This is a genomic window from Shinella sp. (genome assembly GCF_035998705.1).
In the GTDB taxonomy this organism is placed as follows: domain Bacteria; phylum Pseudomonadota; class Alphaproteobacteria; order Rhizobiales; family Rhizobiaceae; genus Shinella.
The window spans coordinates 223,754-248,616 of the sequence record NZ_DASYHH010000027.1; the positions used below are offsets into that span (position 1 = coordinate 223,754).

Here is a 24,863-nt window from a genome sequence, read left to right on the forward strand (position 1 = left end):
TTACCCGGCGCCGGCCTGCACCACGGTGACGGCGATCATGTGAAAGACGTCGTCGGCATTGCAGCCGCGTGACAGATCGTTGGCAGGCTTGGCGAGGCCTTGCAGGATGGGGCCGATGGCGGTGGCGCCGCCGATGCGCTGGGCGATCTTGTAGCCGATATTGGCGGCGTCGAGGTTCGGGAAGACGAAGACATTGGCCTCGCCATGCAGCGCCGAATGGGGGGCTTTGGCCGCGCTGACGGCCTCGACGAAGGCCGTGTCGAATTGAAGCTCGCCATCGATGACGAGGCCGGGGGCTGCGGCATGCGCCAGCCGTGTCGCCTCCACCACCTTGGAGACGCGCTCGTGGGCGGCGCTGCCGGCGGTCGAGAAGGACAACATCGCCACCTTCGCGGGCTTGCCGGCCAGCGCCTCGTAGGAGCGCGCCGACATGACGGCGATGTCGGCGAGACCCGCGGCATCGGGATCGACCACCAGGCCGCAATCGGCGAAGACGAAGGCGCCCTTCTTCACGTGATGCGCTTCGCACAGCATCATCAGGAAGAAGCTCGACACCAGGCCGACGTCGGGCGCGCGGCCGATCGTCTGGAGTGCTGCGCGCACCGTGTCGGCGGTGGTCGCGACCGCCCCGCCGACCGTGCCGTCAGCCTCGCCTTCGCGCACCATCATGGCGGCGAAGACGAGCGGGGAGCGCATCGCCTCGGCCGCCGCGGCCTCATCGACGCCCTTGTTCCTGCGAAGCGCGTGATAGGCGGCGGCGAGGCGCGGCGTGAGCGGAGACGTTGCCGGATCCTCGATGCGGATTTCAGCGGGGGTGGCACCGGCAGTGGCAAGGCGCCCTTCGACGGTTGTTCGACCGCCGACCAGCGTGATCGTCGCGATACCCGCACGCACGGCCCGCACCGCCGCCTCGACGACGCGCGCATCCTCCCCCTCGGCGAGCACGATATGCCGCGGTGCCGCCTTCGCGGCTTCGAGAATGCGATCGAGCGGTTTCATCAGGCGTGTCCCAGATAGTGAATGCCGACGAGGATGAAGAGGGCGATGAAGACGGTCTCGGCGACGATGAGGGCGACGGCATCGCCGCCGACATCCAGAACGCGGCGCAGCGAGGTGCGCATGCCGACGGCGACGATGCCGGCGAGCAGCGCCCAGCGCGAGGTCTCCATGCCGGCCGTCGCCACCAGTTGGGGCACGAGGCCGAAGGAGTTGAGCGCTGCGAAAATCAGGAAGGCGATGACGAAGCCCGGCATGAGCGGCGGGCGTTTTCCCGCCTCGCCTTCCGGCTGCGGCACGTTGCGCAGCGAGAGCGAATAGATCAGCACCACCGGCGCCAGCATGGTGACGCGGATCAGTTTGACGAGCGTCGCCGTCTCGCCCGCTTCCGGCGACACGGAAAAGCCGGCGCCGACGACCTGCGCCACATCATGGATGGTGCCGCCGAAGAAGATACCGGTCGCACGCGCGTCGAGCCCGATGGTCTGCGCGATGATCGGATAGCCGATCATGGCAAGCGTGGACAGCACGGTGACCGAGAGCACCGTGAAGATCAGGTTGCGCTCGGAAAATTCGTTCCTCGGCAGCACGGCGGCGATCGCCATCGCGGCCGACGCGCCGCAGATGGCGACAGCGCCGCTGGTGAGCAGCGCCATCCGCCAGCCGCGGCCGAGCAGTTTTGCCGCAAGCAGGCCGAAGCCGATCGTCGCGGCGATGGCCGAGACGAGCAGCAGGATGGTGCCGGCACCGAGCCCTATTAGCAGATCGACGCTGATGCGCATGCCGAGCAGCGCGACACCGATCCTCAGCACATGCTTGGCGCAGAATTCGATGCCGGCGACGCAGCGCCCCTCTTCCGACAGGAAGTGGAAGGCGATGCCGAGCAGCAGGGCCATCAGCATGGCCGGTGCGCCGTAATGGTCGGAAAGGAACTGGGCGGCCACGGCCACGGCGGCGGTGACGGCGAAGCCCGGCCAATAGGCGGCAAAACCGGCGGGCATGCCCCTGAAACGGTCTTGGACGGAGGCGGCGAAGGTCATGATGTCGTTCCGGTCGCTTGCGGAAAACTTCCCCGCCCGGGCTTGCCGGGCGGGACGTTCGGGCGGGATCAGGCTCGTGGCTGCGGACGCATGTCGGCGGCGGAGATGCCGGCGACGGGCACCGGCTTCTTCATGGCGTCGCGGCGGAAGGGTTCGCCGAGCTCCTGGTTGAGAATGACCTCCACGAAGGTCGTCACGCCGCGCTTCTGGTCGACGATGGCGGTCGCCAGTGCCTCGGTGAGGGCTGCCGGCGTATCGACGGCGACGCCCTTCAGCCCGCAACCCTCGGCGACCTTCGCATAGCTGAGATTTGGGTTCAGCTCCGTGCCGACGAAATTGTTGTCGTACCACAGCGTCGTGTTGCGCTTTTCCGCACCCCACTGGTAGTTGCGGAAGATCACCATGGTGATCGCCGGCCAGCCCTCGCGGCCGATCGAACCCATCTCGTTCATCGAGATGCCGAAGGCGCCATCGCCGGCAAAACCGACGACCGGCACGTCCGGGCAGCCGATCTTGGCGCCGACGATCGACGGGAAACCATAGCCGCAGGGGCCGAACATGCCGGGCGCCAGATATTTCCGGCCCTGTTCGAAGGTCGGGTAGGCATTGCCGATGGCGCAATTGTTGCCGATATCGGTGGAGACGATCGCCTCTTTCGGCAACGCGGCCTGGATCGCCCGCCAGGCCTGGCGCGGCGACATGCGGTTCGGCTCGCGGTTGCGGGCGCTCTCGTTCCACTCGGTGCCGACATCGTCGTCCTCGTGGTCCATCGAGGAGAGCTGCTGCTGCCAGGCCGAGCGGGTCTGGTGGATCGCCGCCTTGCGCTCCTCGCGGCCGGCATCACCAGCGGAGGACGACAACTGTTCGAGGATCTGGCCGGCCACCTGTTTTGCGTCGCCGCAGATGCCGACCGTCACCTTCTTGGTGAGGCCGATGCGGTCGGCATTGATATCGACCTGGATGATCGCGGCGCTCTTCGGCCAATAGTCGATGCCGTAGCCCGGCAGGGTCGAGAAGGGATTGAGCCTTGTGCCGAGCGCCAGCACGACGTCGGCCCTGGAGATCAGCTCCATCGCCGCCTTCGAGCCGTTATAGCCGAGCGGGCCGACGGCCAGGCGGTGGCTGCCGGGAAAGGCGTCATTGTGCTGGTAGCCGCAGCAGACCGGCGCATCGAGCCGCTCGGCGAGCTTCATGGAGGCGCCGATCGCCCCGCCGATGACGACGCCGGCACCGTTGAGGATGACCGGGAACTTTGCCTCCGACAGCAGCCGTGCCGCCTCGGATATCGCCTGCGGGCCGCCGGCCGGACGCTCGAAGCGCACGATGGAGGGCAGGTCGACGTCGATCACCTGGGTCCAGTAGTCGCGCGGGATGTTGATCTGCGCCGGGGCGCAGCCGCGGATCGCCTTCTCGATGACCCGGTTCAGCACCTCGGGAATGCGCGTGGGGTCGCGTACCTCTTCCTGGTAACAGACCATCTCCTCGAACATCGCCATCTGGTCGACTTCCTGGAAACCGCCCTGGCCGATGGTCTTGTTGGCTGCCTGGGGCGTCACCATCAGGAGCGGCGTGTGGTTCCAGTAGGCGGTCTTGATCGCGGTGATGAAGCCGGTGACGCCGGGGCCGTTCTGGCCGATGGCGACCGACATGGTGCCCGTCGCGCGGCTGAAGCCGTCGGCCATCATGCCGGCATTGGTTTCGTGCGCGCAGTCCCAGAAGCGGATGCCGGCCTTGGGAAACAGGTCCGACACCGGCATCATGGCCGAGCCGATGATGCCGAAGGCATGTTCGAGGCCGTGCATCTGGAGAACTTTGACGAAGGCTTCCTCGGTGGTCATTTTCATGGCTGGCTTCCTTTCTGATTTCAATGGATTAGAGGATTTCGTCGCGCAGGTAGTACCAGCGGTACATGCCCCACTGCCCGAGCCGGCGGAACGGCGTCAGCAGCCCGTGGCTCGGCAGCGGCGAGGTGAAGATCGGCAGGTCGAGGCCGGCACCCTTGCCGGCGACCATCTGGGCCATGCGACGGCCGGCCTGGGCGGAATACATGACGCCATTGCCGCCATAACCCATGGCGTAGAACAGGTTCTGCGTCGGATCGGGCTGGAAGATGCGCGGCATCATGTCGTGGCTGACATCCACCCAGCCCCACCAGGAATAGTCGATCTCGATGCCGCGCAGGATCGGGAACTTGCGATAAAGGCCCTCCAGCAGCAGGGCGAGATGCTTCGGGTTGCCGGCGTCGCGTCCGGTGATGGCGCTGCGGCTGCCGATCTGCACCCGGCCGTCCGGCAGCATCCGGTAGTAGTGACGCAGCGTGCGCGTATCGGTCAGCGGAATGCGCGCCTTGAAGTTCAGCGCCTCCTGCTCGCCCGATGTCAGCGGCCGCGTCACCACGGAATTCGACAGGATCGGCATCAGCCGGTGTTTCGTCAGCGCGTTCATGCCCGGCGAGGTGTAGCCCGCCGTCGCGATGCAGACGGCGCGGGCGCGCACCGTGCCGCCTGGCGTGCGGAGATAATGCACGCCGCCCTTGGCCGTGCAGTCGAGCACGGGGCTGGACGTGTGCACCGTCGCACCCAGCCGCCGCGCCAGCCGGAGATAACCGAAGGCGAGCTTGGCAGCGTGGATGCCCATGCCATCCGGCTCGAACAGGGCGCCGCGGGCCTCTGCGTCGCGGACGTAGTCGCTGTGGATTTCCTCGCGCGAGACCATGCGGGCGCGATAACCGAAGGTGTCGTTGAGGATGCGGGCCTCGCTTTCGAGCGCCGGCAGCATCTTGTCGCGGTGCGCGATGTAGAGATGGCCGCCGTCCTGCGGATCGCAGTCGATCTCCGGTTCGCGTACCAGCGAGCGGAACAGGTCGAAACCCTCGGTGATCTCGGCATGCATCTTGCGGGCGACATCGACGCCCCAGCGGGCGATCCATTGCGATCGCTTCAGGCGGCCGGCGGAAATCTGCGCCTGCCCGCCGTTGCGCGTGCTGCAGCCCCAGGCGACGCCATTGGCCTCCAGCACCGTCGCCTTGATGCCGTGTTCGCGCGCCAGGTGGATGGCGCAGGAAAGGCCGGTATAGCCGGAGCCGATGATGGCGACGTCGATATCGATGTCGCGTGTCAGCGGGCCGTCGTCCTCCGGCTCGGGGCCGGCGGTGCCGATCCAGTAGGTCGGCGCGTAGTCCTTGCCGGTGCCGGGGTTTTTGGCATGTTCGGGGTCGTAGGCCGGGTCGAACGGCGCCCTGCCGGCTCTTTGGGGAATGGTATGCTGCTGCATGGCCGTGCCTCAATAGCGGGGTTGCAGAACCGGCCGGTTCTTGCGAAAGGCCTGCTTGCGCACGATCTTGCCGTTGTCGAAGGTGAAGAGGTCGCAGCCTTCCGCCTCGATGCGGCTGCCATCGGCGGCCGTCCCGGAAAAGGTCCATTCGGAGACGCCCCGATCACCCGCAACGAAATGGCTGTGATTGCCCCATTCGGCATCCGGCATCGCCTTCCAGACGCCGCTGAAGGCCTCGGCGATCGCAGCGGCGCCTTCGATGCGGGTGCCGTAAACCTCCGGGCCGCCGACGGCGTTGAACACGCAATCCTCGGCGAAGAAGCGCATGACCCCATCGATGTCATGCCGGTTGAAGGCGTCGAACACGGTTTTGAGATCGGTTGCGGTGAGTGTCATCGTCCTGTCCTTTGTCGAAGGGCATGGCTTCGCCGGAGACGGAAAGCGCCGTCTTCAAGGGCCGCCAAGGCCGGATAGTTGAGTGTCGGGCTTGTCCGCCGGTTAGACGCGGCCCTTCCAGGGGATCAGCGTCTTTTCGAGGTAGCGGATCAAGAGATCGAAGGCGAAGGCGAAGAGGCCGATGATGAAGATGCCCATGATCACCGTGTCGCTTTCGAGGTTTTCGGCGGCATTCAGCACCATGAAGCCGAGGCCTCGGTTTGCCGCGACCATTTCGGCCGCCACCAGCGTCGTCCAGCCGACGCCGATGCCGATGCGCATGCCGGTGAAGATTTCCGGCAGGGCCGCCTTCATGATGACCTGGCCGATGACCTGGCCCCGGGTGGCGCCCATCGCATAGGCCGCATGGATCTGCTCCGTCGAGACCGAGCGCACGCCTGCTCTCGCGGCGATCGCCATCGGCGCGAAGATCGCCAGATAGATCAGGAACACCTTCGGGAATTCGCCGATGCCGAGCCAGATGATGACCAGCGGCAGGTAGGCGAGCGGCGGCAGCGGGCGGTAGAATTCGATGATCGGATCGAACAGGCCGCGCACGAAGCGGTTGACGCCCATCAGGATGCCGATCGGCACCGCCGTCACCAGCGCCAGCAGGAAGGCGCCGAAGACTCGGCCGATACTGGCAAGCGTATGCTGCGCCAGCGTCGAGTTCGAAACGCCCTCCGTCAGCGCCAGCCAGAACTTGTCCCAGACCGAGAGCGGCGAGGGCAGGAAGAGCGGCTTGACCCAGCCGGATTCGGTTACCAGGAACCACAGCGCGATCAGCATGGTCGCGGTCGTGAAGCTGATGAGGGCGCTGTTTCCATCCCCCGGCGCGCCAAAGATCTTGCCGGCCTTGACGGGCTTGGCGCGTGTCACTCGGTCAAGCATGGGCCACCTCCCCGGATGCGCGTTCGTCGCCATAGATGATGCCGAGCACTTCCTCGCGCATGCGGATGAATTCCGGGCTGGACTTGATCGCCCGGGCATTGCCCTCGGCGAGGAAACGGCGGTTGAAATCGAGTTCGTAGGTATGGGTGATGCGGCCGGGGCGCGGCGACATGACGATCAGCCGCGAGCCGAGGAACAGCGCCTCCTCGACGCTGTGCGTGATGAAGAAGAACATCTTGTTGGTGAGCTGCCAGACCTCCAGCAGCAGTTCCTGGATGGTTTCGCGCGTCAGCGCATCCAGCGCCGCCATCGGCTCGTCCATCAGGAGCATGGCGGGATCGCAGGTCAGCGCCCTGGCAATGCCGACGCGTTGCTGCATGCCGCCGGAGAGATGATAGATCATGTGGCGGTGAAAATCCTGCAAGCCGACGAGGGCGAGGTTTTTCGTGGCGATCTCGCGGCGCGTCGCCTTGTCGATGCCGCGCAGTTTCAGGCCGAATTCGGTGTTCTCGATGACGTTGAGCCAGGGCAGGAGCGCGTGTTTCTGGAAGACCACGCCGCGATCGGCGCCCGGTCCGTTGACCCGGTGGCTGCCCAGAGAGATGTCCCCCTCGGACGGAGCCATGAAGCCCGCCATCAGGTTGAGCAGCGTGGTCTTGCCGCAGCCCGAAGCGCCGAGTGCGACGACGAAATCGCCGCTGCGAATGGTAAGGTTGACGCCCTTCAGGGCAATCACTGCCTGATCCGAGTACAAGCCCGGATAGGTCAGGCTGATGTTCCTGACGCTGAGTGTTTCCATGAGAAATGCCTCTCTGCACCTCGGCCGCGGTTGTGTGTGGTGTTCGCACCGGCCGCTCCCGGCGGCCGGTGCGATCGACGATATGCTATTTCGCAGCCGCTGCGGCGAAGCTCGAATTCACGTAAGGCGCATAGTCGTCGAGCGACTTGCCGATCTGCTTCTGCTCGACGAGGAACTTGGCGCTTTCACTGAGCGCACGGGTCGCCCCGCCGCCGAGCCAAGTGTCCGATGCCTGTTCGTCCGCATTCGGGAAGGAGAGCAGGTCGAGCGCTTCCACCGTGCTCGGCCCGTCGCCGCCGATGAGCTTGACGATGCCCTGCACTTGCGGGGAATCCACCGTCCAGGCGGCCTTGTCGGCATTGTAGTCGGCATAGGATTGGGCGAGAACCTTGGTGAAGGCCTCCATCAGCTTGGGGTTCTCCTCCGCCCAGGCCTTGTCGACCACCAGCCCGTCGAAGGTCGGCACGCTGGCCGCGCCGATCACCTCGGAATCCGAAATGGTCTTGCCGGTCTTCAGGATTTCGGACAGTGCCGGCGGCCAGACATAGGCGGCATCGATATCACCGCGCTGCCAGGCGGCGACGATCTGCGGCGGCTTCAGATTGAGGATTTCCACCTCGCGCGGATCGACGTTCCACACCTTGCTCATGCCGACCAGAAGGTGGAAATGCGAGGTCGAGACGAAGGGCACGGCGACCTTCTTGCCCTTGAGGTTCGCAGGCGTTTCGATGCCGGAGCCGTCGCGGGCGACCAGCGCCTCGGACTTGCCGATATTGTCGAGGATCCAGAACAGCTGGAGTTCCACGCCGCGCGTCGCGGCCGAGGCCGTGCCGGTCGAGCCGAGCACGCCGATCGGCACGTCACCCGAGGCGAGCGCCGTCGTGATATCGCCGGCCGATGAGAACTGGCGCCAGTCGATCGTGTAACCGACCTCCTTCGCCGCCGCGTCGAAACTGCCATCGGCGATGGCCGCGACGAACGGGCCGACGATCTGCTGATAACCGACGACGAGCGTGGTTTCCGCATAGGCGGTACCCGACGCAACAAGGCCTGCGAGCAAGCTCGCCGTGGCCGCCAGGCGATTGAAATTTCTAAAAAGCATCATTGTCGTTCTCCTCTTTGATTATTGGTTTGGCCGGCTTGTCGCGGTCTTCTTGATATAAGAGATAAAGGCGGCGCCCGGCTTGCGTTATATCCAGTTTGGAAGTTGAATAGATCCAGATGAGCCTTCACGCAGGATCGGCGTCGTGCGCACCCATGTTTCCGAGACGATCTTCTTCGTCGACCACGAGAGCGGGCTGGGCTTGCAGGCCCAGTTGCGCGAGACGGTGGTGTCGGCCGTGCTCGGCGGCCGCGTCCAGCCGGGCGCGCACCTGCCCTCGACCCGCAAGCTCTCCGATTATCTCAACATTTCCCGCATCACCGTGACGCTCGCCTATCAGGAACTGGTCTCGCAGGGTTATGTCGAGGCGGCCAACCGCAGCGCCTATCGCATCGCCGGAAACCCGCCGGGCAGAGGCGTGGAGAACGACCGGCCGCTGTCCGGCTCCGACCCGGTCGACTGGACCAGCAAGGTGAAGATGGATTTCGCGGTCGTGCGCCAGGTGCAGAAGCCGCTGGACTGGCGGCGATACCCCTACCCGTTCCTCTACGGCCAGATGGACCCCACCCTGTTCGACCTCAATGCCTGGCGGGACTGCGCCCGCCGCGCGCTCGCCCGCGAGGATTTCATCCTGATGGCGAGCGATTTCGCGGCGGCAGACGATGTCCGGCTCGTCAACTACATCTGCTCGCGCACCCTGCCGCGCCGCGGCATCCACGCCACGCCGGACGAGATCCTCGTCACCGTGGGGGCGCAGAACGCACTATGGATCGTCACCAAGCTGATCCTCGAAAACGGGTCCAGCGCGGTGTGCGAAAACCCCTGCCATCCCGATATCAGCGCCTCGCTTCTCTTGAGCGGCGCAAACGTCACGACCCTCGACGTCGACGAGGAGGGCCTGCCGCCGGATGCGCTGCCGGGGAATGTCGATGCGGTGTTCGTGACGCCGAGCCACCACTCGCCGACAGGTGCCACCATGCCGATCGACCGTCGCGTCCGACTTCTGCAAGCCGCCGCGGAAAAGGATTTCGTCATCGTCGAGGACGACTACGAATTCGAGATCAGCTTTCTGGCGCCACCCTCCCCGGCACTCAAGGCCTTCGATACGACCGGGCGCGTGCTCTATATCGGCAGTTTCTCCAAGTCGCTCTTTCCGGGCCTGCGCCTGGGTTATCTCGTGGCGCCCGCCCCCTTCATCCGCCAGGCGCGCGCGCTGCGCTCCCTGATGCTGCGCCACCCGCCTGGGCATTTGCAACGGACGGCCGCCTATTTCCTGGCGCTCGGCCACTATGATGCCGTGCTGCACCGCATGCGCACGGAATATCACAAGCGGCACGTCGTCATGGCCGAGGCGCTTCGGCGCGAAGGGCTGACGATCGCCGGCGCTTCCGCCTTCGGCGGCACGTCGTTCTGGATGGAGGGGCCGGGGGGGCTCGATGCCGACCGGCTGGTGGAGGAATTGCGCGGCGACGGGGTGCTCGTCGAATCCGGCTCGCCCTTCTTCCCGAGGAGCGATGCGCCCTGCCGCTACTTCCGCATGGGATATTCCTCGATCGCACGCACCAACATCGCCGAGGGCGTCGCCCGCGTCAGGGCCTGTATCGATCGCCTCTCCTAAGGGGCAGGATCAAGGGATTTGAGATAGGCGATGACATCGGCCGCATCCCCGGCCTTCAGGCCGGTGAAGGCCATCCGCGTCTTGGGGATCATCTTCCTGGGGCCGGCGAGATAGGCGGCGAGCGTCGCCTCGTCCCACGTGAGGCCGCCTGCCGCCGCCGCCTTCATCGCATCGGAATAGTTGCCGTAATCGGCAAGCGAGGCGGCCGGGCGATCGACGATGCCGACGAGATGCGGGCCGACCTTGTTCATCGGCTTGTCGGCGCTGTGGCAGGCGGTGCATTTCCTGAAGACCACGGCGCCCGCTTCCGCTGATCCTTCCGCGGCATGTGCGGCGAAGGGCAACGCGAGGCTCGTGAGGACGGCGATAATTCTCATGCAGCGATTAGGCTCCGCGTGGAAGATGGCAAAAGGCGGCCGGCCGAAGCCGGCCAGAGGTGGCACGGCTCGGTGGAGCCGCACGCGATCACCGGTCGCCGGAGGCGACCGGGGAGGATCGCGGTAAACCTCAGATCGAGCCGGCGCCCATCTGCTCGGCGATGTAGTCGGCCTGGCGGATGGCGAGCGTGACGATGGTCAGCGTCGGGTTTTCCGCCGCCCCCGTGGTGAACTGGCTGCCGTCCGACACGAACAGGTTCTGGATGTCGTGCGTCTGGCCCCATTTGTTGACGACACCATCCTGCGCCTTCTCGCTCATGCGGTTGGTGCCGAGATTGTGCGTCGAGGGATAGGGCGGCGTCGGGAAGCTGCGCGTCGCGCCGACCGCCGCATAGAGCGCCTCGCCCTGCTTGTAGGCGTGGTTGCGCATGGCGACGTCGTTCGGATGGTCTGTAAACCAGACATCCGGGATCGGCATGCCGTATTTGTCCTTCAGCTCGCCATGCAGCTTCACGGCGTTCTGTTCCTGCGGCATGTCCTCGCCGACGATCCAGAGGCCGGCCATGTTGGCATAGCTGTCCATGGCGGAGGCGAAGGGACGACCCCAGCCGCCGGGATCGAGGAAGGCCGCCATGAAGGGCACGCCGAGCGCCAGCGTCTCCAGCTCGTAGCCGCCGACGAAGCCGCGCGACGGATCATGCTTGGCCTCGTCGCGGATGATGCCGGCCATGGTCGTGCCGCGGTAGAAATGCACCGGCTTTTCGAACACGGCATAGACCGAGCCCGTCGTGTGGCGCATGTAGTTCTTGCCGACCTGGCCGGACGAATTGGCAAGCCCGTCCGGATATTTGCTCGATGCGGAATTGAGCAGCAGGCGCGGGCTTTCGATGGAGTTGCCGGCGACGCAGATGATGCGGGCCTTCTGGCTTTGCAGCTTGCCGTCCTTGTCGGCATAGACCACGGCGGTCACCTTGCCGCTGTCGTCATGCTCGATCTTGACGACATGGGAATTCGGCCGAACTTCCAGCTTTCCGGTCGCCTCGCCCTTGGGGATTTCCGTATAGAGCGTCGACCACTTGGCGCCCCATTTGCACCCCTGGAAACAGAAGCCGGTCTGCTGACAGCTCATGCGGTCGTCGCGGTCGGCCGAGTTGATCGCCATGTTGCCGGTGTGGCATTCCTTGTAGCCGAGCTTGTCGGCGCCGGCCTTCAGGATCTTGAAGTTGTTGTTGCCGGGCAGGCCCTCGATGCCGTTGGTGCGGGTCACGCCCATCTTGTCTTCGGCCTTGGCGTAGTAGGGCTCCAGATCGGCGAGCGTCACCGGCCAATCGAGCAGGTTTGCGCCCTCGACCTTGCCGTAGTTGGTGAGCGTCTTGAACTCGTGCTCCTGGAAGCGCAGCGACGCGCCGGCCCAGTGCGTCGTGGTGCCGCCGACGGCCTTGACGATCCAGGCCGGAAGGTTCGGAAAATCCTTCGAGACGCGCCAGCCGCCGCCTGTCGTGCGGTTGTCGAGCCAGGCGAGCTGGGAAAAGCTGTCCCACTCGTCGTTGATGAAGTCGTCGTGTTCGATGCGCGCACCGGCTTCGAGCATGACGACGTCGATGCCCTTCTGCGCCAGTTCGTTGCCCAGCGTGCCGCCGCCGGCGCCTGAGCCGATGATGACGACCACGCTGTCGTCGTTGAGATCATAAGGAGCTGCCATGGTTTCCTCCCGAAACATGTGCGGTCGGCGTCAAAGCCGCGGTCGCGCCTCCTCCGGCGCGTGCCGTCAGACCGCCGTCAAAGCCATTCGATGTCGTCGAAGCCGCGGGCGATGTAACCGCCCTTGGAGTAGGATTCGCCCTCGTAGCCGAAATGCGGCCACAGCTCCTTCTGGTTATAGAAGGAGACGACGAGGTCGCCGCGCACCGCTTGGAAGAAGGGTGTGCTCTCGATGTCGTGCAGGATTTTCACGCGATCGTCTTCCCAGCCGAGGCCGCGATAGCCGCCCTCGCCCGCCCGCTTGTCGAGATCGGCAATGCCCGCCTCGATCAGTTCCTTGTGCGCGGCGTCCGTGCCGGCCTTGGTGTCATGGCCCTTGACCGCGATGGCGTAGAAGCGGTCGGCGACCGTGTCGTGCGGATAGATATCGCGGGCGAGCTTGATCAGCGTCGCCATCGTCTCCGGCTTCAGCGCCGTCGGCTCCATGCCCCAGGCCTTGTCGGGGCTGATCACCGCTTTGCCGGTGATGATGAGCGCCGCACCGATCGTGCCGCGCTTCAGAAGCTCGCGGCGGGAAAGTCCCGGGCGCTGCTCGTAGATCGTCGTCATGTCAGGTTCCTCCCATTGCGTTTGAGACCGGCGGCCCTCCTCCGGCCGCCAGCCCGTTCATTTGTAGCGGCCGTGTCGCTGCAAGACCTCGATCTTGTAGCCGTCCGGATCCGTCACGAAGAAGAAGCGGGCGAGCAGGCCGCCGTCGCGGTTGAACTCGACGATCTTGCCGGTGGTGAAACCCAGCCCGGAGATGCGCGCATGCTCGCCGTCGAGGTCGGAAACCGACTCGGCAAGATGGCCGTAGCCGTCGCCGAGATTGTAGGCTTCGGTGCGGCCCTTGTTGATCGTCAGTTCGAGTTCGAATTCGCTTTCGGCATTGCTCATATAGACGAGCGTGAAGGTCTCGAAGTCGAGCCTTTGGGCGACCGCGAGCCCGAAGGCCCGGCTATAGAAATCCACGGACCGGTCTTCGTCCAGAACGCGGATCATCGAATGAATGCACTTTGCCACGCTGCCCTTCCCCTGCTTGCAGTTCGACTTGTGAGAGGAAGAGTGCGCCCGGAATCACGCCCGCGGGTAGCAGCCCATTACCGCACGCCGATTTTCATTTCTGGAGTTTTAATCGAAGGATTTTTCTTGTTTCACGGCGACACAGGATGATTTGACCAAATTCAAGGGCCGCCGCATAATCAGGCCCATAAAAACAAGACCGGAGGATAAACCATGTGTGAGGTCTTTGCGGGCCAGGACCCGCAACGCTATCGGCCCGTCAACCGCTCGGTGCGGATCGGCGGCCATTCGACGAGCATTCAGATCGAAGCGGCCTTCTGGGACCTGATCGACGAGATGGCCACGAGCCAGGGCCAGTCGACATCCCGCTTCCTCTCGACGCTCTATGACGAGGCGCTGGAAATCAACGGCTCGGTGTCGAATTTCGCCTCGCTGCTGCGCACGAGCTGTCTCATCCACATCATGGGCGGCGCGAAGAAATGTGACAGCGCGCGGGAATTCCACATCGTCGCCGCCGAATAGAGGGGACGATCAGAACCGCAGGCTGATGCCGGCGCGGCGCAGCAGCCAGTAGAACAGCGCAGTGGCGCCGATGCCGAGCGCCATCGCCCAGCCGAATCCGGATTCACCCACGCTGAACGGCAATCCGGCCGTGTTCATGCCGAACACGCCGACGACCAGTGTGCCGGGCAAAAGCAACGCGCTCATTACCGCCATCGCCCGTAGGCTGCGGTTCGATTCGTCGGCCAGTTCCGCCGCCATTTCTTCTTGCAGCAGGCGGGCGCGGTCGTTGACCATGACGATTTCCCGGTCGAGCCGTTCCAGCCGCAGCGAAAGCCGGTGCAGCACGGCATGGGTCGCTTCGGAGAGCGCCCAGTCCTCGCGGTCCTCCTCCTCGAACAGCGCCACCATGCCCGCGACCGGGCGATGCAGCGACACCGCCAGCCGGCGGACCTCCTTGAGGCTGCGGCGCTCGTCACTCAGCCGCTCGGTGACGATGCGGTCTTCCACCGCGTCGAGCAGCCGGGTCGCCTCGTTTAGTCGGAGATTGGTGTTCTTGCAGAAGGCCGCGACGATGCCCTCGAAAAGCTCGCACGCCGTCGCCGGCGAAAAGCCTTCGGCAAAGGATCGCCGCACCCGGTCCACCGCCTCCAGCGGATGCCGGCGGCCCGTGACGAGAAGCCGGTCGGTCAGCGCGAAATGCATGCGGCCGATCGTGGTCGACATGCGGTCCATATCCATCTGCATATCGGCGACGACGCCATGCAGCGTGCCGGCCTCATGGCCGAGCACCAGGCTCTCGTCATGCCCGTCGAGGATGGCGCGCGCGGTGGCGGGCAACGGACAATGGCCGGCGAGCCAGCCCTGCATGCGCTGGTCGACGAGATCGACATGCAGCCAGACCCAGCCGTCGTCCGCGTCGAGCGCCGGGCCGATCTCCCGGGGCGCAAGCGGGACCACCCGTTCGCCGGGCCGCCCCCGCCAAGCGCCGATGAGGCCCGGCGGGTGCTCCCTGTCCATCTCGGCGAGGAGGTTCAAGAACGCTGTTCCATGAGAGCCCCGCCTATGTCAGTAGACCTCCGGCACATACATGTCGTCCGGCGGCGGGCGGCGGATGTAGTCGTCGTTCCGCACGCGCTCCGGCAGTTCGATCGGGGCCTTCGGCACGTCCTGGTAGGGAACCTGCGACAGGAGGTGGGCGATGCAGTTGAGCCGCGCCTTCTTCTTGTCGACCGCCTCGACGATCCACCAGGGCGCCTCGGGAATGTGGGTGCGCTCCAGCATCTCTTCCTTGGCCTTGGTGTAATCCTCCCAGTGGACGCGGCTTTCCAGGTCCATCGGCGAAAGCTTCCACTGCTTCAGCGGATCGTGGATGCGCATGCGGAAGCGGAATTCCTGCTCGTCGTCGGTGATCGAGAACCAGTATTTGATGAGGATGATGCCCGAACGCACCAGCATGCGTTCGAATTCCGGCACCGAGCGGAAGAACTCCTCAAGCTCTTCCGCGTTGCAGAAGCCCATGACGCGCTCGACGCCGGCGCGATTGTACCAGGAGCGGTCGAACAGCACCATTTCGCCGGCGCTCGGCAGATGGGCCGCGTAACGCTGAAAATACCACTGATTGCGCTCTCGCTCGGTGGGCGCCGGCAGGGCCACGACGCGGCAGACGCGCGGGTTGAGGCGCTGCGTCACGCGCTTGATGGCGCCGCCCTTGCCGGCGGAATCGCGGCCCTCGAACAGCACGACGACCTTCAATTTGCTGTGCTGCACCCAGTCCTGCAACTTGACCAGCTCGTGCTGGAGCCGGAACAGTTCGCGAAAATAGATGCGCCGCTCGATCGTCTGCGGCGCGGGTTCGGACATGCCCTCGGAGACGAGCGCGTCCAGCTGCTCCTCTTCCAACTGCATTTCCAGCTCCTCGTCGAAGCTGTCGGCGATTTCGGCTTTGATGCGGCTCAGATGATCGTTTTCGAACATGATCGGAATCCATTTGCCCGGACGCGCGGCAGGTCACCAAGCCAGTCGATCGACCGGTCTTATCCCGCCACCAGAACGTATTAGGAAGCCCGCATGATGTTTTTGTGACAGCGCGCCGCAAAACCCCCGCTCGGGGCGCAGCACAAGTCAGCCGGCCCCTTCCTCCCAATAGGGTGGATCGCCGAAGGCGGCCTTGAGATGGTTCGCCAGCGCGCGAAGCTTGATGGAGGAGCGGCGTCCTTCCGGATGCGCGAGGTAGATGAATTCCGGGCTGGGCCGCACGCCGACATCGATGAGCTTCAGGGTGCCGGCGCGAATATCGGGCCCGGCAATGAACAGCGGCAGCAGCGCGATGCCAAGGCCGGCGACTGCCGCGTCGCGCAGCATGTCGCCATTGTTGACCCGCAAGCCCACCCGCGCGCGGATAATCTCGACGCCGTCAGCCGTGGCGAAGCGCCAGTCCGCCACGCCGCGGTTCGTGTAAAAGACGCCCTTGTGCCCGTCGAGCTCGGCCGTCGTCGCCGGTGTGCCATGGCTGGCGAGATAATCGCCGGAGGCGACGAGTACGCGGCGGCTCGGCGCCAAGCGCCACACCATCAGGCGGGAATCGTCGATCGTCCCGTGGCGCAGCACGCCGTCATAGGCGCCCGAGGCGATATCGACCCGCCGGTCGTCGAGATCGAGCGACATTTCTATCTTCGGATTGGCCGCCAGAAACGGATAGAGCGCCGGCCCGAGATGCAGTCGGCCGAAGGTGACCGGCGCGGAAATCCGCATCGGCCCGGCAAGCGTGCCGCGCCGTTCCGCGAGATCGCTCGCCGCTTCCGAGACTTCCCCGAGGATGCGCGTGGCGCGTTCGAGGAAGGCGGCACCATCTTCCGTCACCGACATCCGCCGCGTGGTGCGGTGGATGAGCGTTGCCCCGAGGCTGCGCTCCAGCTCCGCCAGCCTCTCGCTCACCACCGATTTCGAAAGTCGCAGCGTGCGCGCCGCCTCGCTGATCGAGCCCGCTTCGGCGACCGCCACGAAACTTGTTATGCCGTCGAGCTTCATCGTTCGGTTTTCCCGGAAGATAGGTCCGCGTTCCACATCATAGTGCGAACGCACGGCCTGCGCCATATTCGCGTTCAGCAAACAGCAATTTAACCCGAAGGAACACGATCATGGACAGGCTCAACGGCAAACGCGCCCTCATCACCGGCGGCACCAGCGGCATCGGACTGGAAACGGCGCGGCAATTCCTGGCGGAAGGCGCGCGCGTCGCCGTCACCGGCACCAATCCGGAAACGCTGGAGGCCGCGCGCAAGGAACTTGGCGACGGCGCCCTCGTCATCAAGGCGGACGCCGCCGACGTCGCAGGCCAGCGCCAAGTGGCGGCGACCATCAAGGAGGCCTTCGGCGGCCTCGACATCCTCTTCGTCAATGCCGGCGTCGCGCTGCTGAAGCCCGTCGACGCCTGGGACGAGGCCGCCTTCGACCGCGTCTTCGACATCAATGTCAAAGGGCCGTATTTCCTGGTGCAGGCGCTGCTGCCGATCCTCGCCAACCCGGCCTCGATCGTGCTCAACACCTCGGTCAACGCCCATATCGGCATGCCCAATTCCAGCGTCTACGCCGCCTCGAAGGCCGCGCTGCAATCGCTGATCCGCACGCTGTCCGGTGAGTTGATTGGCCGCGGCATCCGCGTCAATGCCGTCAGCCCCGGCCCCATCTCGACGCCGCTCTACGGCAAGCTCGGCTTCAACGAGGCCGACCTCAAGAATGTCGCCGAGAGCATCAAGGGCCTGGTCCCCGCCGGCCGCTTCGGCACGCCCTCGGAGATCGCCAAGGCCGTGGTCTTCCTCGCCTCCGACGAAGCCGCCTACACCATCGGGAGCGAGATCATGATCGACGGCGGCATGGGAACGCTGTGAGTCACGATACCTTCGAGGAGCACTCGTAGACGACCCGGTCGGTCGCATCATCGACGCCGGCGAGGCTGACGTCATAGCCCCAAAGCCTGCGGATATGGGTCAGCGTCGCGTCGCGCCTGCCTTCGTCGAGCAGGATACCGTTCTTGATGCGGTGGCGCAGGCGAAGCTGCCGGTCGCCGAGCAGGTCGACATCGACGACCTGGATATCCGGGCGGTTCGCGCCCGGATCATAGTTGCGCGCAAGCCCGGCGCGCACGGCGGAATAACCCCGTTCGTCATGAATGGAGGCGACTTCGCAAAACGTATCGGCCGAACGGTCGGAGAGCTGGAACAGGCGGAATTTCCGGATCAGCGCCGGGCTCAGATATTGCAGGATGAAGGATTCGTCGCGATGGTTCTCCCACGCATCCTTCAGCGTGCCCATGCAGTCGCCATTGCCGGCAATGGTGGGAAACCAGTCGCGATCCTCCGCCGTCGGCTCCGTGCAGATGCGCTCGATATCCTGCATCATCGCAAAACCGAGCGCGTAAGGGTTGATGCCGGAAAAGCGGGGATCGTCGAATCCCGGCTGGAAGACGACATTGGCGTGGCTTGCGAGCAGTTCCAGCATGGCGCCCTCGCTCATCCGGCCCTGATCGAACAGCCGGTTGATGATCGTATAGTGCACATAGGTCGCGCACCCTTCGTTCATCACCTTGGTCTGGCCCTGCGGATAGAAATACTGGGCGATGACGCGAACGATCCGGAGGATTTCGCGTTGCCAGGGTTCCAGGATGATGCTGTGTTTCTCCAGGAAATAGAGCAGGTTTTCCTCGGGAAGGTTCAGCACCTTCTTGCGCTCCCCGGCTTCGCGCTCGGCTTCCTCCACGCCGACGCTGCCGGTCGCCGTCGGCAGGGTGCGCCACAGGTCGCTATAGGTCTGCTCCTCGTATTCCAGCCGTTCGCGCGCCCGCTCCCTGACCTTTTCCGATGAAAGCCGCGGGGGGCGGCGATAGTGGAAGACGCCCTGGTCCATCAGGGCATGCGCCGAATCGAGGATTTCCTCCACGGCGGCAAGACCGTGGCGCTCCTCGCATTTGGCGATGTATTTCTTGGCGAAGTCCATATAGCCGAGGATCGCGCCGGCATCCGTCCACTGACGGAACAGGTAGTTGTTCTTGAAGAAATGGTTGTGGCCGAAGGAGGCATGCGCCGTCACCAGCGCCTGCATCGGCATGGTGTTTTCATCCATCAGATAGGTGATGCAGGGATTGGAATTGATCACCAGTTCATAGGCGAGCCCGCGGCGACCCTTGCGGTAGAGCTCGTTTTCGAAGACGAAGCGCTTGCCGAACGACCAGTGCTGGTACATCAGCGGCATGCCGATGGACGAATAGGCATCGAGCATCTGCTCGGAGGAAATCACCTCGATCTGGTTCGGATAGACGTCCAGCCCCATCTCGCCGATGGCGATTTCCTTGATCGCTTCATAAGTGCTGGAAAGCGTGGCGAAGCTCCACTCGGAACCGTCGAACAGCAGGTCGGAAGCCGGCTCTTTTGCCATCGGTTCCTCCCCTCTATCGACGCAGCTGGTCGGGCTGGTGCCGGGCGAAGAGCTTGCGGAAGACCGGGTAGATATCCGAGGGCCGCGCGATGCGCGTCATCTGGAAATTCCGCACCGCGCCATCGACCGTCCGGTAGGCGCGCCACAGCGAGGTGCCGTTGTCCGTCGTGCCGAAAATCTCGCTTTCCCGCTCATCGATGATTTCGACATAGGCGTAATATTGGCAGAGCTTCATCAGCGTATCGCGCAGCAGCGTGGCGCAGCGCTCGGAATCACCGCTGGCATTGTCGCCGTCGGACGCCTGGGCCGCGTAGATGTTCCAGATATTCGAAGGATAGCGGTCCGTGATGACGCGCACCATCTCCTCCAGCGCGGTTGAAACGACCGTGCCGCCGCTCTGCTTGCTGAAGAAGAACGTGTCCTCGTCGACTTCACGCGCCTCATCGGTGTGGCGAATGAACACGATTTCAATACGTTCGTAGCGGCGCTTGAGAAACAGGTGCAGCAGGACGAAGAAACGTTTGGCAAGATCCTTCTCGCGCTCGCCCATCGAGGCCGACACGTCCATCAGGCAGAACATCACCGCGCTCGCATTCGGCAGCGGCTGGCGTTCGAAGCGGTTGAACCGCACGTCGACGGGATCGACATAGGCGATGCGCCTGCGCCGCCGTTCCAGCAGATCCAGATCCTCGCGCAATTGCTTAAGTCGCTGGCGCTGCTGGCGGGAAGGCTCCGCTTCCGCTTCGAGCGCAGCGATCTCCTCGCTGATCGCCGTGAAGTCCTTTTCGCCCGGCCGCCCCAGCGCAATGCGCCTGCCGTAGCTGTTGCGCATCGTGCGCGCGACATTGATGTTGCTCGGCGTGCCCGACGTCGTGAAACCGACGCGGCGGGATTTGTAGGTCACGGTCTCCTTGAGGTTCAGCTTCACCATGTCGGGAAGCTCCAGATCCTCGAAGAAGAGGTCGAGCACTTCCTCGCGCGACAGCACGAAGAGGAAGTCGTCGGCATCCCCGTCCCGGCCCCGGCCGCGTCCACCACCGCCTCCGGCACCCGCCTCCGGCTTGCGTATGCGGTCCCCCGGAGAAAAGACGTCGTTTCCCGGCAGCACATAGGTGCGCTCGCCGCTGGCACCGGATTGCTGGAAGCTCGGCTCGTCCGCGCCGCGTTTGGGAATGGGAACACCATGCGCGGCGTCGATATCGGCGATCTTCTCCGACTTCACCTTGTCGCGGATCGTTCGTTTCAGCTCGTCATGCACCCGTTTCAGGAAGCGCCGCCTGTTGCCGAGGCTCCGGTCCTTCGGGTTAAGCCGGCGATCGATGAAATTCGGCATGCGCCATCCCCTACTCCAGCCCCAAATCCGGTACTCTTAGCCGGCCTTGTTGACGCGCATGTACCAATCGACGAGCCGCCGGACCTGGCGCACGGTATAGCCCCGCTCGGTCATGCGCTGGACGAATTCGGCGTGCTGCTTTTCGGTCGCACCGTCCTTCTTCGAGCCGAAGCTGATGACCGGCAGGAGGTCTTCGACCTGGCCGAACATGCGCTTCTCGATCACCTCGCGAAGCTTCTCGTAGCTGGTCCAGGCGGGGTTGCGCCCGCCGTTGCGGGCGCGGGCGCGGAGCGTGAATTTCACGACCTCGTTGCGGAAATCCTTGGGGTTGGCGATGCCGGCGGGTTTTTCGATCTGCGAGAGCTCGCTGTCGAGGATCTCGCGGTTGAGGATCTGGCCCGTATCGGCATCCTTGAAATCCTGGTCCTCGAGCCAGGCATCCGCGTAGGAAATGTACCGGTCGAACAGGTTCTGGCCGTATTCGCTGTAGGATTCGAGATAGGCCTTCTGGATCTCGTGGCCGATGAACTCGGCGTAGCGGCTGGCGATTTCGGAGCGGATGAAATCGAGATAGTTCGCCTCGACCTCCTTGGGATATTGCTCGCGCCGGATCGCCTGTTCGAGGATGTACATCAGATGAACCGAATCCGCCGCGACCTCCTTGGTGTCATAGTTGAAGGTCTCCGAGAGTACCTTGAACGCGAACCGCGTGCTGACGCCCGTCATGCCCTCGTCGACGCCGGCGGCATCGCGATATTCCTGCAGGGATTTTGCCTTCGGGTCGGTGTCCTTCAGGTTTTCCCCGTCATAGACGCGCATCTTGGTATAGGTCGGGGAATTCTCGTGCGGCGTCAGGCGCGTGGCGACCGTGAAGCGGCTGAGGTTTTCCAGCACCTCGGGCGCGCAGGGGCTGGCGGAAAGTTCGCTCTCGCGCAGCAGCTTTTCATAGATCAGCCGCTCCTCGGTGACACGCAGGCAATAGGGCACCTTGACGACCAGGATGCGGTCTAGAAATGCCTCGTTGTTCTTGTTGTGCTTGAATTGCAGCCATTCGGACTCGTTGGAATGGGCGAGCACGATGCCCTGGAACGGGAAGGCGCCAAAGTTCTCGGTGCCGTTGTAGCTGCCTTCCTGGGTGGCGGTGAGCAACGGATGCAGCACCTTGATCGGCGCCTTGAACATTTCGACGAATTCGAGAAGCCCCTGCGTCGTGCGGTTGAGGCCGCCGCTATAGGAGTAGGCGTCGGGATCGGCCTGGCTGTAATTTTCCAGCTGCCGGATATCGACCTTGCCGACCAGCGTGGAAATATCCTGGTTGTTCTCGTCGCCGGGCTCCGTCTTGGCGATGCCGATCTGGCGCAGCCGCGACGGCATCAGCTTGACGACGCTGAATTTCGAGATGTCGCCGTTGATCTCGTCCAGCCGCTTCGTCGCCCAGGGCGAAATCAGCCCGGTGAGGCGGCGCTGGGCGATGCCGTATTTGTCTTCGAGCAGTCCGCCCATACGTTCGCGGCTGAAGAGCCCAAGCGGCGATTCGAAAACCGGGCTGATCTTGCCGTCGATGGCGAGCGTGTAGATCGGCTGCTCCTCCATCAGTTTCTTCAGCCGCTCGGCAAGCGAAGACTTGCCGCCGCCGACCGGGCCGAGGAGATAGAGGATCTGCTTTCGTTCCTCGAGCCCCTGCGCGGCATAGCGGAAATAGCCGACGATCCGCTCGATCGTATCCTCCATGCCGTAGAAGTCGGCGAAGGACGGATAGATCTTGATGGTGCGGTTGGCAAAGACCCGGCCGAGCCGCTCGTCGGCGCTCGTGTCGACCAACTTCGGCGTGCCGATCGCCGCGACCATGCGCTCCGGCGCCGTGGCATACATGCTCTTGTCGTCGCGGCAGGCGAGTAGGTATTCCTGCAGGCTTAGCGACTCTTGCGCTTCGCTTGCGTAAGTTTCTGAAAAAAGGTCGAAAATGTCGCTACCACTGGTTCGCATAGAACTCTCCTGCGGTCGCCAGGCGATATCGCCATCTGTGCTGGCCGCCTTATCAGTTAGTAAACGGATCAGGAGCGGGTTTTGTTCCCCGACTCCGGCTGCAACTCATGCCGAATCTTAAGCGCAAACAAAGGCGAAACGACGTTCGAACAGGCCACGTTCAATCAACTATAGGAGCGCGCCGCCCCCAAAAGATTCGGGAAGGGCGCCGACTCAGTATGATATAGTGTTACGGCCGGAACGACAGTCACAGTGATTTGAATTGAACACCTTTTTGGCACGACGGAGTGAGTCGCAGACCGGACCGTCGATGACGCCGCCGTGCGGCGGCTAAGGAACCGTTAAGACGGCAAACGCGACTTTAAATGTATATTAATGCAAATTTAATCGAACACCGTCGTTCACCAACTCTTTTCTTGGTTTCCCACCGCCGCGCAGGCAGGGTCCGGCCATTCGAATGTCGTGGCGCAAGGTGGTGTTGGAGTGATTTCGTTCGTCATCCGGCTCAAGAGCCGCGCCCATTTCGTCGTCAAACAGGGCCGTAATGCCGAGCGCGAGGCGTTCATCGGCACCAATGTGCGCCGCCGGAAGCAAGCGCGGCAGCGCGTGGCGATCGTGATTGCCATCTTCTGCGCGATCTACCTGGCGGTCGGTGCACGCCTCTTCCAATACGGCCTCTCCGAGTCGGTCGTGGCCGCCTCGGTCGGCGGCAATGTCCATGCCGTCGCCTCCCGCCCCAATATCGTCGACCGCAATGGGGAACTGCTGGCGACCGATCTCAACATGGTGTCGCTCTACGCCGATCCCCGCCGCATCGTCGATGCCGATGAGGCGGTGGAAAAACTCGCGCTGGTCGTTCCGAACATCGACTGGAGCGACACGCATCGCAAGCTGCGTTCTGCCACCGCGTTCCAGTGGCTGCGCCGGCAACTGACGCCCAAGCAGCAGGCGGATATCCTGGCACTCGGGCTTCCCGGCATCGGCTTCAGGCCGGAAAAGCGGCGGTTCTATCCGGGTGGCGCCACGGCGTCGCATATCGTCGGCCACGTCAATGTCGACAACCAGGGCCTTGCCGGCATGGAACGCTATCTGGACCAGCAGGGCCTTGCGGACCTGCGCGCATCCGGCCTCACCGATGATACGCGGCTCGCACCGGTGACCTTGTCGATCGACCTTCGCGTGCAGAACATCGTGCGCGACGTCGTCGCAAGGGCGATGACCGACTATGAGGCCGAGGCGGCCGGCGCGGTGATCCTCGACGTGGAGACCGGCGAAGTGCTGGCGATGACCTCCGTTCCCGATTACGACCCGAACGAGCCCTCGCGTGTGCTGCCGGACGGCAGCATCGACAAGGCCTATGAAAAGGGCTGGTTCAACCGCATCAGCAACGCGACCTTCGAGATGGGCTCGACCTTCAAGAGCTTCACGCTGGCGATGGGGCTGGACGAGGGCAAGATCTCGCTGAATTCCGTCGTCGATGCCTCCCGCCCGATCCGCATGGGCGGCTTCACCATCCGCGACTTCAAGGGCAAGAACCGCCCGCTCTCCATCCCCGAAGTGTTCCAGTATTCTTCCAACATCGGAACGGCCGCGGTCGCCGACATGGTCGGCATCGATGGGCACCGGGATTTCCTCACGCGGCTTGGCCTGCTCTCCAGGCTGGAGACGGAAATGCCCGGCGTCGCGACGCCGACGCAGCCGCAGACCTGGAAGAAGATCAACTCCGTCACGATCTCCTTCGGCCACGGCGTTGCCACCACGCCCTTGCAGACGGCGGTTGCGGCCGCAGCCCTGATGAACGGCGGCTACCTTCTCCAGCCGACCTTCCTGCCCCGCTCGAAGGAAGAAGCACGATCGCTCGCCCGCCGCGTCATCAAGGAGAAGACGAGCGCGGACATGCGCTTCCTCTATGACTGGAACGGGCAGAAAGGGTCCGGCCGGGGGGCGCAGGTCGAAGGGTTTCACGTCGGCGGCAAGACCGGCACGGCCGACAAGGTGATCAACGGCCGATATGCCAAGAACATCAATTTCAACGCCTTCGTCGCCGCCTTCCCGATGGACAAGCCGCGCTACATCGTGCTCTCCATCATCGATGCGCCACGCACGGGCGAGCGCGGCGGGCGAACGGCAGCCTCCACGGCCGCCCCGATGATCCAGGCCATCATCCGCCGTGTCGCGCCGCTGCTCGGCGTCAAGCCGCACTTCGGCGAGCCTGAAGCGGAAATGCTGCTGGTCGATTACTGAGTTGGCGCGGGGCGAAACATCATTCGACGGTGAAACCGAATTCTGATTTCAGATGCCGCCCAATTATAAGAG

The 24,863-nt window shown here is 64.2% G+C and carries 22 protein-coding genes; 4 read left to right on the forward strand and 18 right to left on the reverse strand.

Annotated elements, in window-relative coordinates; all coding sequences use genetic code 11:
- The 8 genes from pta to tauA all read right to left on the reverse strand — a co-directional run bounded on the left by pta (nucleotide 1) and on the right by tauA (nucleotide 8,539).
- Complete coding sequence (gene pta, locus VGN93_RS24235; protein ID WP_327509555.1) at nucleotides 1–999, reverse strand: phosphate acetyltransferase; 999 nt, start codon at nucleotides 997–999, stop codon at nucleotides 1–3.
- Nucleotides 999–2,036 (reverse strand): YeiH family protein, encoded by a 1,038-nt coding sequence (locus VGN93_RS24240; protein WP_414714159.1) that lies wholly within the window; start codon nucleotides 2,034–2,036, stop codon nucleotides 999–1,001. The genes pta and VGN93_RS24240 overlap by 1 nt, the downstream gene beginning before the upstream one ends.
- Before the next feature lie 68 nt (nucleotides 2,037–2,104).
- Nucleotides 2,105–3,880, reverse strand: coding sequence for a sulfoacetaldehyde acetyltransferase (xsc, locus tag VGN93_RS24245; protein ID WP_327509556.1), 1,776 nt, complete (start codon nucleotides 3,878–3,880; stop codon nucleotides 2,105–2,107).
- Nucleotides 3,881–3,908: 28 nt separating this feature from the next.
- Complete coding sequence (locus VGN93_RS24250) at nucleotides 3,909–5,309, reverse strand: FAD-binding oxidoreductase (RefSeq protein ID WP_327509557.1); 1,401 nt, start codon at nucleotides 5,307–5,309, stop codon at nucleotides 3,909–3,911.
- Between the two features lie 9 nt (nucleotides 5,310–5,318).
- Complete coding sequence (locus tag VGN93_RS24255; RefSeq protein WP_327509558.1) at nucleotides 5,319–5,705, reverse strand: nuclear transport factor 2 family protein; 387 nt, start codon at nucleotides 5,703–5,705, stop codon at nucleotides 5,319–5,321.
- Between the two features lie 102 nt (nucleotides 5,706–5,807).
- Nucleotides 5,808–6,635, reverse strand: coding sequence for an ABC transporter permease subunit (locus tag VGN93_RS24260; RefSeq protein ID WP_327509559.1), 828 nt, complete (start codon nucleotides 6,633–6,635; stop codon nucleotides 5,808–5,810).
- Nucleotides 6,628–7,434 carry a taurine ABC transporter ATP-binding protein gene (locus tag VGN93_RS24265; protein ID WP_319313091.1) on the reverse strand — a complete coding sequence of 269 codons (807 nt, stop codon included), beginning with the start codon at nucleotides 7,432–7,434 and terminating at the stop codon, nucleotides 6,628–6,630. Before VGN93_RS24265 ends, VGN93_RS24260 begins: the two co-directional genes overlap by 8 nt.
- 85 nt (nucleotides 7,435–7,519) lie before the next feature.
- Nucleotides 7,520–8,539, reverse strand: a complete 1,020-nt coding sequence (tauA, locus tag VGN93_RS24270; protein WP_327509560.1) for a taurine ABC transporter substrate-binding protein — start codon at nucleotides 8,537–8,539, stop codon at nucleotides 7,520–7,522.
- A 142-nt stretch (nucleotides 8,540–8,681) separates the two neighbouring features.
- Between tauA and VGN93_RS24275 the strand changes: the two genes are divergently transcribed.
- Entirely contained in the window at nucleotides 8,682–10,154 is a 1,473-nt protein-coding gene (locus tag VGN93_RS24275) for a PLP-dependent aminotransferase family protein (protein WP_414714160.1), read from the forward strand.
- Here the strand turns inward: VGN93_RS24275 and VGN93_RS24280 are convergent.
- The 4 genes from VGN93_RS24280 to VGN93_RS24295 all read right to left on the reverse strand — a co-directional run bounded on the left by VGN93_RS24280 (nucleotide 10,151) and on the right by VGN93_RS24295 (nucleotide 13,294).
- Complete coding sequence (locus tag VGN93_RS24280) at nucleotides 10,151–10,531, reverse strand: c-type cytochrome (RefSeq protein WP_327509561.1); 381 nt, start codon at nucleotides 10,529–10,531, stop codon at nucleotides 10,151–10,153. The genes VGN93_RS24275 and VGN93_RS24280 overlap by 4 nt on opposite strands.
- Before the next feature lie 130 nt (nucleotides 10,532–10,661).
- Nucleotides 10,662–12,233 (reverse strand): GMC family oxidoreductase, encoded by a 1,572-nt coding sequence (locus VGN93_RS24285; RefSeq protein ID WP_327509562.1) that lies wholly within the window; start codon nucleotides 12,231–12,233, stop codon nucleotides 10,662–10,664.
- 77 nt (nucleotides 12,234–12,310) lie between these two features.
- On the reverse strand, nucleotides 12,311–12,841 hold the full coding sequence (locus tag VGN93_RS24290; RefSeq protein WP_327509563.1) for a gluconate 2-dehydrogenase subunit 3 family protein: 531 nt from the start codon (nucleotides 12,839–12,841) through the stop codon (nucleotides 12,311–12,313).
- Nucleotides 12,842–12,898: 57 nt separating this feature from the next.
- The gene (locus tag VGN93_RS24295; RefSeq protein WP_327509564.1) at nucleotides 12,899–13,294 is read right to left on the reverse strand and encodes a VOC family protein; all 396 of its coding nucleotides are present in this window, start codon (nucleotides 13,292–13,294) and stop codon (nucleotides 12,899–12,901) included.
- Between the two features lie 213 nt (nucleotides 13,295–13,507).
- Here VGN93_RS24295 and VGN93_RS24300 point away from each other — a divergent pair, with 213 nt between their 5' ends.
- Nucleotides 13,508–13,816, forward strand: coding sequence for a ribbon-helix-helix domain-containing protein (locus tag VGN93_RS24300; protein ID WP_319313079.1), 309 nt, complete (start codon nucleotides 13,508–13,510; stop codon nucleotides 13,814–13,816).
- A 9-nt stretch (nucleotides 13,817–13,825) separates the two neighbouring features.
- On the opposite strand, the gene VGN93_RS24305 is transcribed toward VGN93_RS24300, so the two are convergent.
- The 3 genes from VGN93_RS24305 to VGN93_RS24315 all read right to left on the reverse strand — a co-directional run bounded on the left by VGN93_RS24305 (nucleotide 13,826) and on the right by VGN93_RS24315 (nucleotide 16,825).
- The gene (locus tag VGN93_RS24305; RefSeq protein ID WP_327509565.1) at nucleotides 13,826–14,833 is read right to left on the reverse strand and encodes a CorA family divalent cation transporter; all 1,008 of its coding nucleotides are present in this window, start codon (nucleotides 14,831–14,833) and stop codon (nucleotides 13,826–13,828) included.
- A 30-nt stretch (nucleotides 14,834–14,863) separates the two neighbouring features.
- Entirely contained in the window at nucleotides 14,864–15,772 is a 909-nt protein-coding gene (ppk2, locus tag VGN93_RS24310; protein ID WP_319313075.1) for a polyphosphate kinase 2, read from the reverse strand.
- Between the two features lie 147 nt (nucleotides 15,773–15,919).
- Nucleotides 15,920–16,825 carry a LysR family transcriptional regulator gene (locus VGN93_RS24315; RefSeq protein ID WP_327509566.1) on the reverse strand — a complete coding sequence of 302 codons (906 nt, stop codon included), beginning with the start codon at nucleotides 16,823–16,825 and terminating at the stop codon, nucleotides 15,920–15,922.
- A 110-nt stretch (nucleotides 16,826–16,935) separates the two neighbouring features.
- Here VGN93_RS24315 and VGN93_RS24320 point away from each other — a divergent pair, with 110 nt between their 5' ends.
- The gene (locus VGN93_RS24320) at nucleotides 16,936–17,685 is read left to right on the forward strand and encodes an SDR family oxidoreductase (protein WP_327509567.1); all 750 of its coding nucleotides are present in this window, start codon (nucleotides 16,936–16,938) and stop codon (nucleotides 17,683–17,685) included.
- 1 nt (nucleotide 17,686) lies between these two features.
- On the opposite strand, the gene VGN93_RS24325 is transcribed toward VGN93_RS24320, so the two are convergent.
- From VGN93_RS24325 to VGN93_RS24335, 3 genes are read right to left on the reverse strand one after another with little or no spacing between them, the layout of a single operon-like run.
- Nucleotides 17,687–19,228: a SpoVR family protein gene (locus tag VGN93_RS24325; protein WP_327509568.1), complete on the reverse strand. Its 1,542-nt coding sequence runs from the start codon at nucleotides 19,226–19,228 to the stop codon at nucleotides 17,687–17,689.
- A gap of 13 nt (nucleotides 19,229–19,241) precedes the next feature.
- A complete protein-coding gene (locus tag VGN93_RS24330; RefSeq protein ID WP_327509569.1) occupies nucleotides 19,242–20,561 on the reverse strand; it encodes a YeaH/YhbH family protein in 1,320 nt (439 codons plus the stop codon).
- Between the two features lie 36 nt (nucleotides 20,562–20,597).
- A complete protein-coding gene (locus VGN93_RS24335) occupies nucleotides 20,598–22,547 on the reverse strand; it encodes a PrkA family serine protein kinase (RefSeq protein ID WP_319313065.1) in 1,950 nt (649 codons plus the stop codon).
- 483 nt (nucleotides 22,548–23,030) lie between these two features.
- Here VGN93_RS24335 and VGN93_RS24340 point away from each other — a divergent pair, with 483 nt between their 5' ends.
- Nucleotides 23,031–24,791 (forward strand): penicillin-binding protein 2, encoded by a 1,761-nt coding sequence (locus tag VGN93_RS24340; protein WP_327509570.1) that lies wholly within the window; start codon nucleotides 23,031–23,033, stop codon nucleotides 24,789–24,791.
- Nucleotides 24,792–24,863: the final 72 nt, after the last annotated feature.

Excerpts from the sequence above, each read along its gene's own strand:
- pta (WP_327509555.1), bottom strand. The coding sequence starts at position 999 with ATGAAACCGCTCGATCGCATTCTCGAAGCCGCGAAGGCGGCACCGCGG.
- VGN93_RS24240 (WP_414714159.1), bottom strand. The coding sequence starts at position 2,036 with ATGACCTTCGCCGCCTCCGTCCAAGACCGTTTCAGGGGCATGCCCGCC.
- xsc (WP_327509556.1), bottom strand. The coding sequence starts at position 3,880 with ATGAAAATGACCACCGAGGAAGCCTTCGTCAAAGTTCTCCAGATGCAC.
- VGN93_RS24250 (WP_327509557.1), bottom strand. The coding sequence starts at position 5,309 with ATGCAGCAGCATACCATTCCCCAAAGAGCCGGCAGGGCGCCGTTCGAC.
- VGN93_RS24255 (WP_327509558.1), bottom strand. The coding sequence starts at position 5,705 with ATGACACTCACCGCAACCGATCTCAAAACCGTGTTCGACGCCTTCAAC.
- VGN93_RS24260 (WP_327509559.1), bottom strand. The coding sequence starts at position 6,635 with ATGCTTGACCGAGTGACACGCGCCAAGCCCGTCAAGGCCGGCAAGATC.
- VGN93_RS24265 (WP_319313091.1), bottom strand. The coding sequence starts at position 7,434 with ATGGAAACACTCAGCGTCAGGAACATCAGCCTGACCTATCCGGGCTTG.
- tauA (WP_327509560.1), bottom strand. The coding sequence starts at position 8,539 with ATGATGCTTTTTAGAAATTTCAATCGCCTGGCGGCCACGGCGAGCTTG.
- VGN93_RS24280 (WP_327509561.1), bottom strand. The coding sequence starts at position 10,531 with ATGAGAATTATCGCCGTCCTCACGAGCCTCGCGTTGCCCTTCGCCGCA.
- VGN93_RS24285 (WP_327509562.1), bottom strand. The coding sequence starts at position 12,233 with ATGGCAGCTCCTTATGATCTCAACGACGACAGCGTGGTCGTCATCATC.
- VGN93_RS24290 (WP_327509563.1), bottom strand. The coding sequence starts at position 12,841 with ATGACGACGATCTACGAGCAGCGCCCGGGACTTTCCCGCCGCGAGCTT.
- VGN93_RS24300 (WP_319313079.1), top strand. The coding sequence starts at position 13,508 with ATGTGTGAGGTCTTTGCGGGCCAGGACCCGCAACGCTATCGGCCCGTC.
- ppk2 (WP_319313075.1), bottom strand. The coding sequence starts at position 15,772 with ATGTTCGAAAACGATCATCTGAGCCGCATCAAAGCCGAAATCGCCGAC.
- VGN93_RS24315 (WP_327509566.1), bottom strand. The coding sequence starts at position 16,825 with ATGAAGCTCGACGGCATAACAAGTTTCGTGGCGGTCGCCGAAGCGGGC.
- VGN93_RS24320 (WP_327509567.1), top strand. The coding sequence starts at position 16,936 with ATGGACAGGCTCAACGGCAAACGCGCCCTCATCACCGGCGGCACCAGC.
- VGN93_RS24325 (WP_327509568.1), bottom strand. The coding sequence starts at position 19,228 with ATGGCAAAAGAGCCGGCTTCCGACCTGCTGTTCGACGGTTCCGAGTGG.
- VGN93_RS24330 (WP_327509569.1), bottom strand. The coding sequence starts at position 20,561 with ATGCCGAATTTCATCGATCGCCGGCTTAACCCGAAGGACCGGAGCCTC.
- VGN93_RS24335 (WP_319313065.1), bottom strand. The coding sequence starts at position 22,547 with ATGCGAACCAGTGGTAGCGACATTTTCGACCTTTTTTCAGAAACTTAC.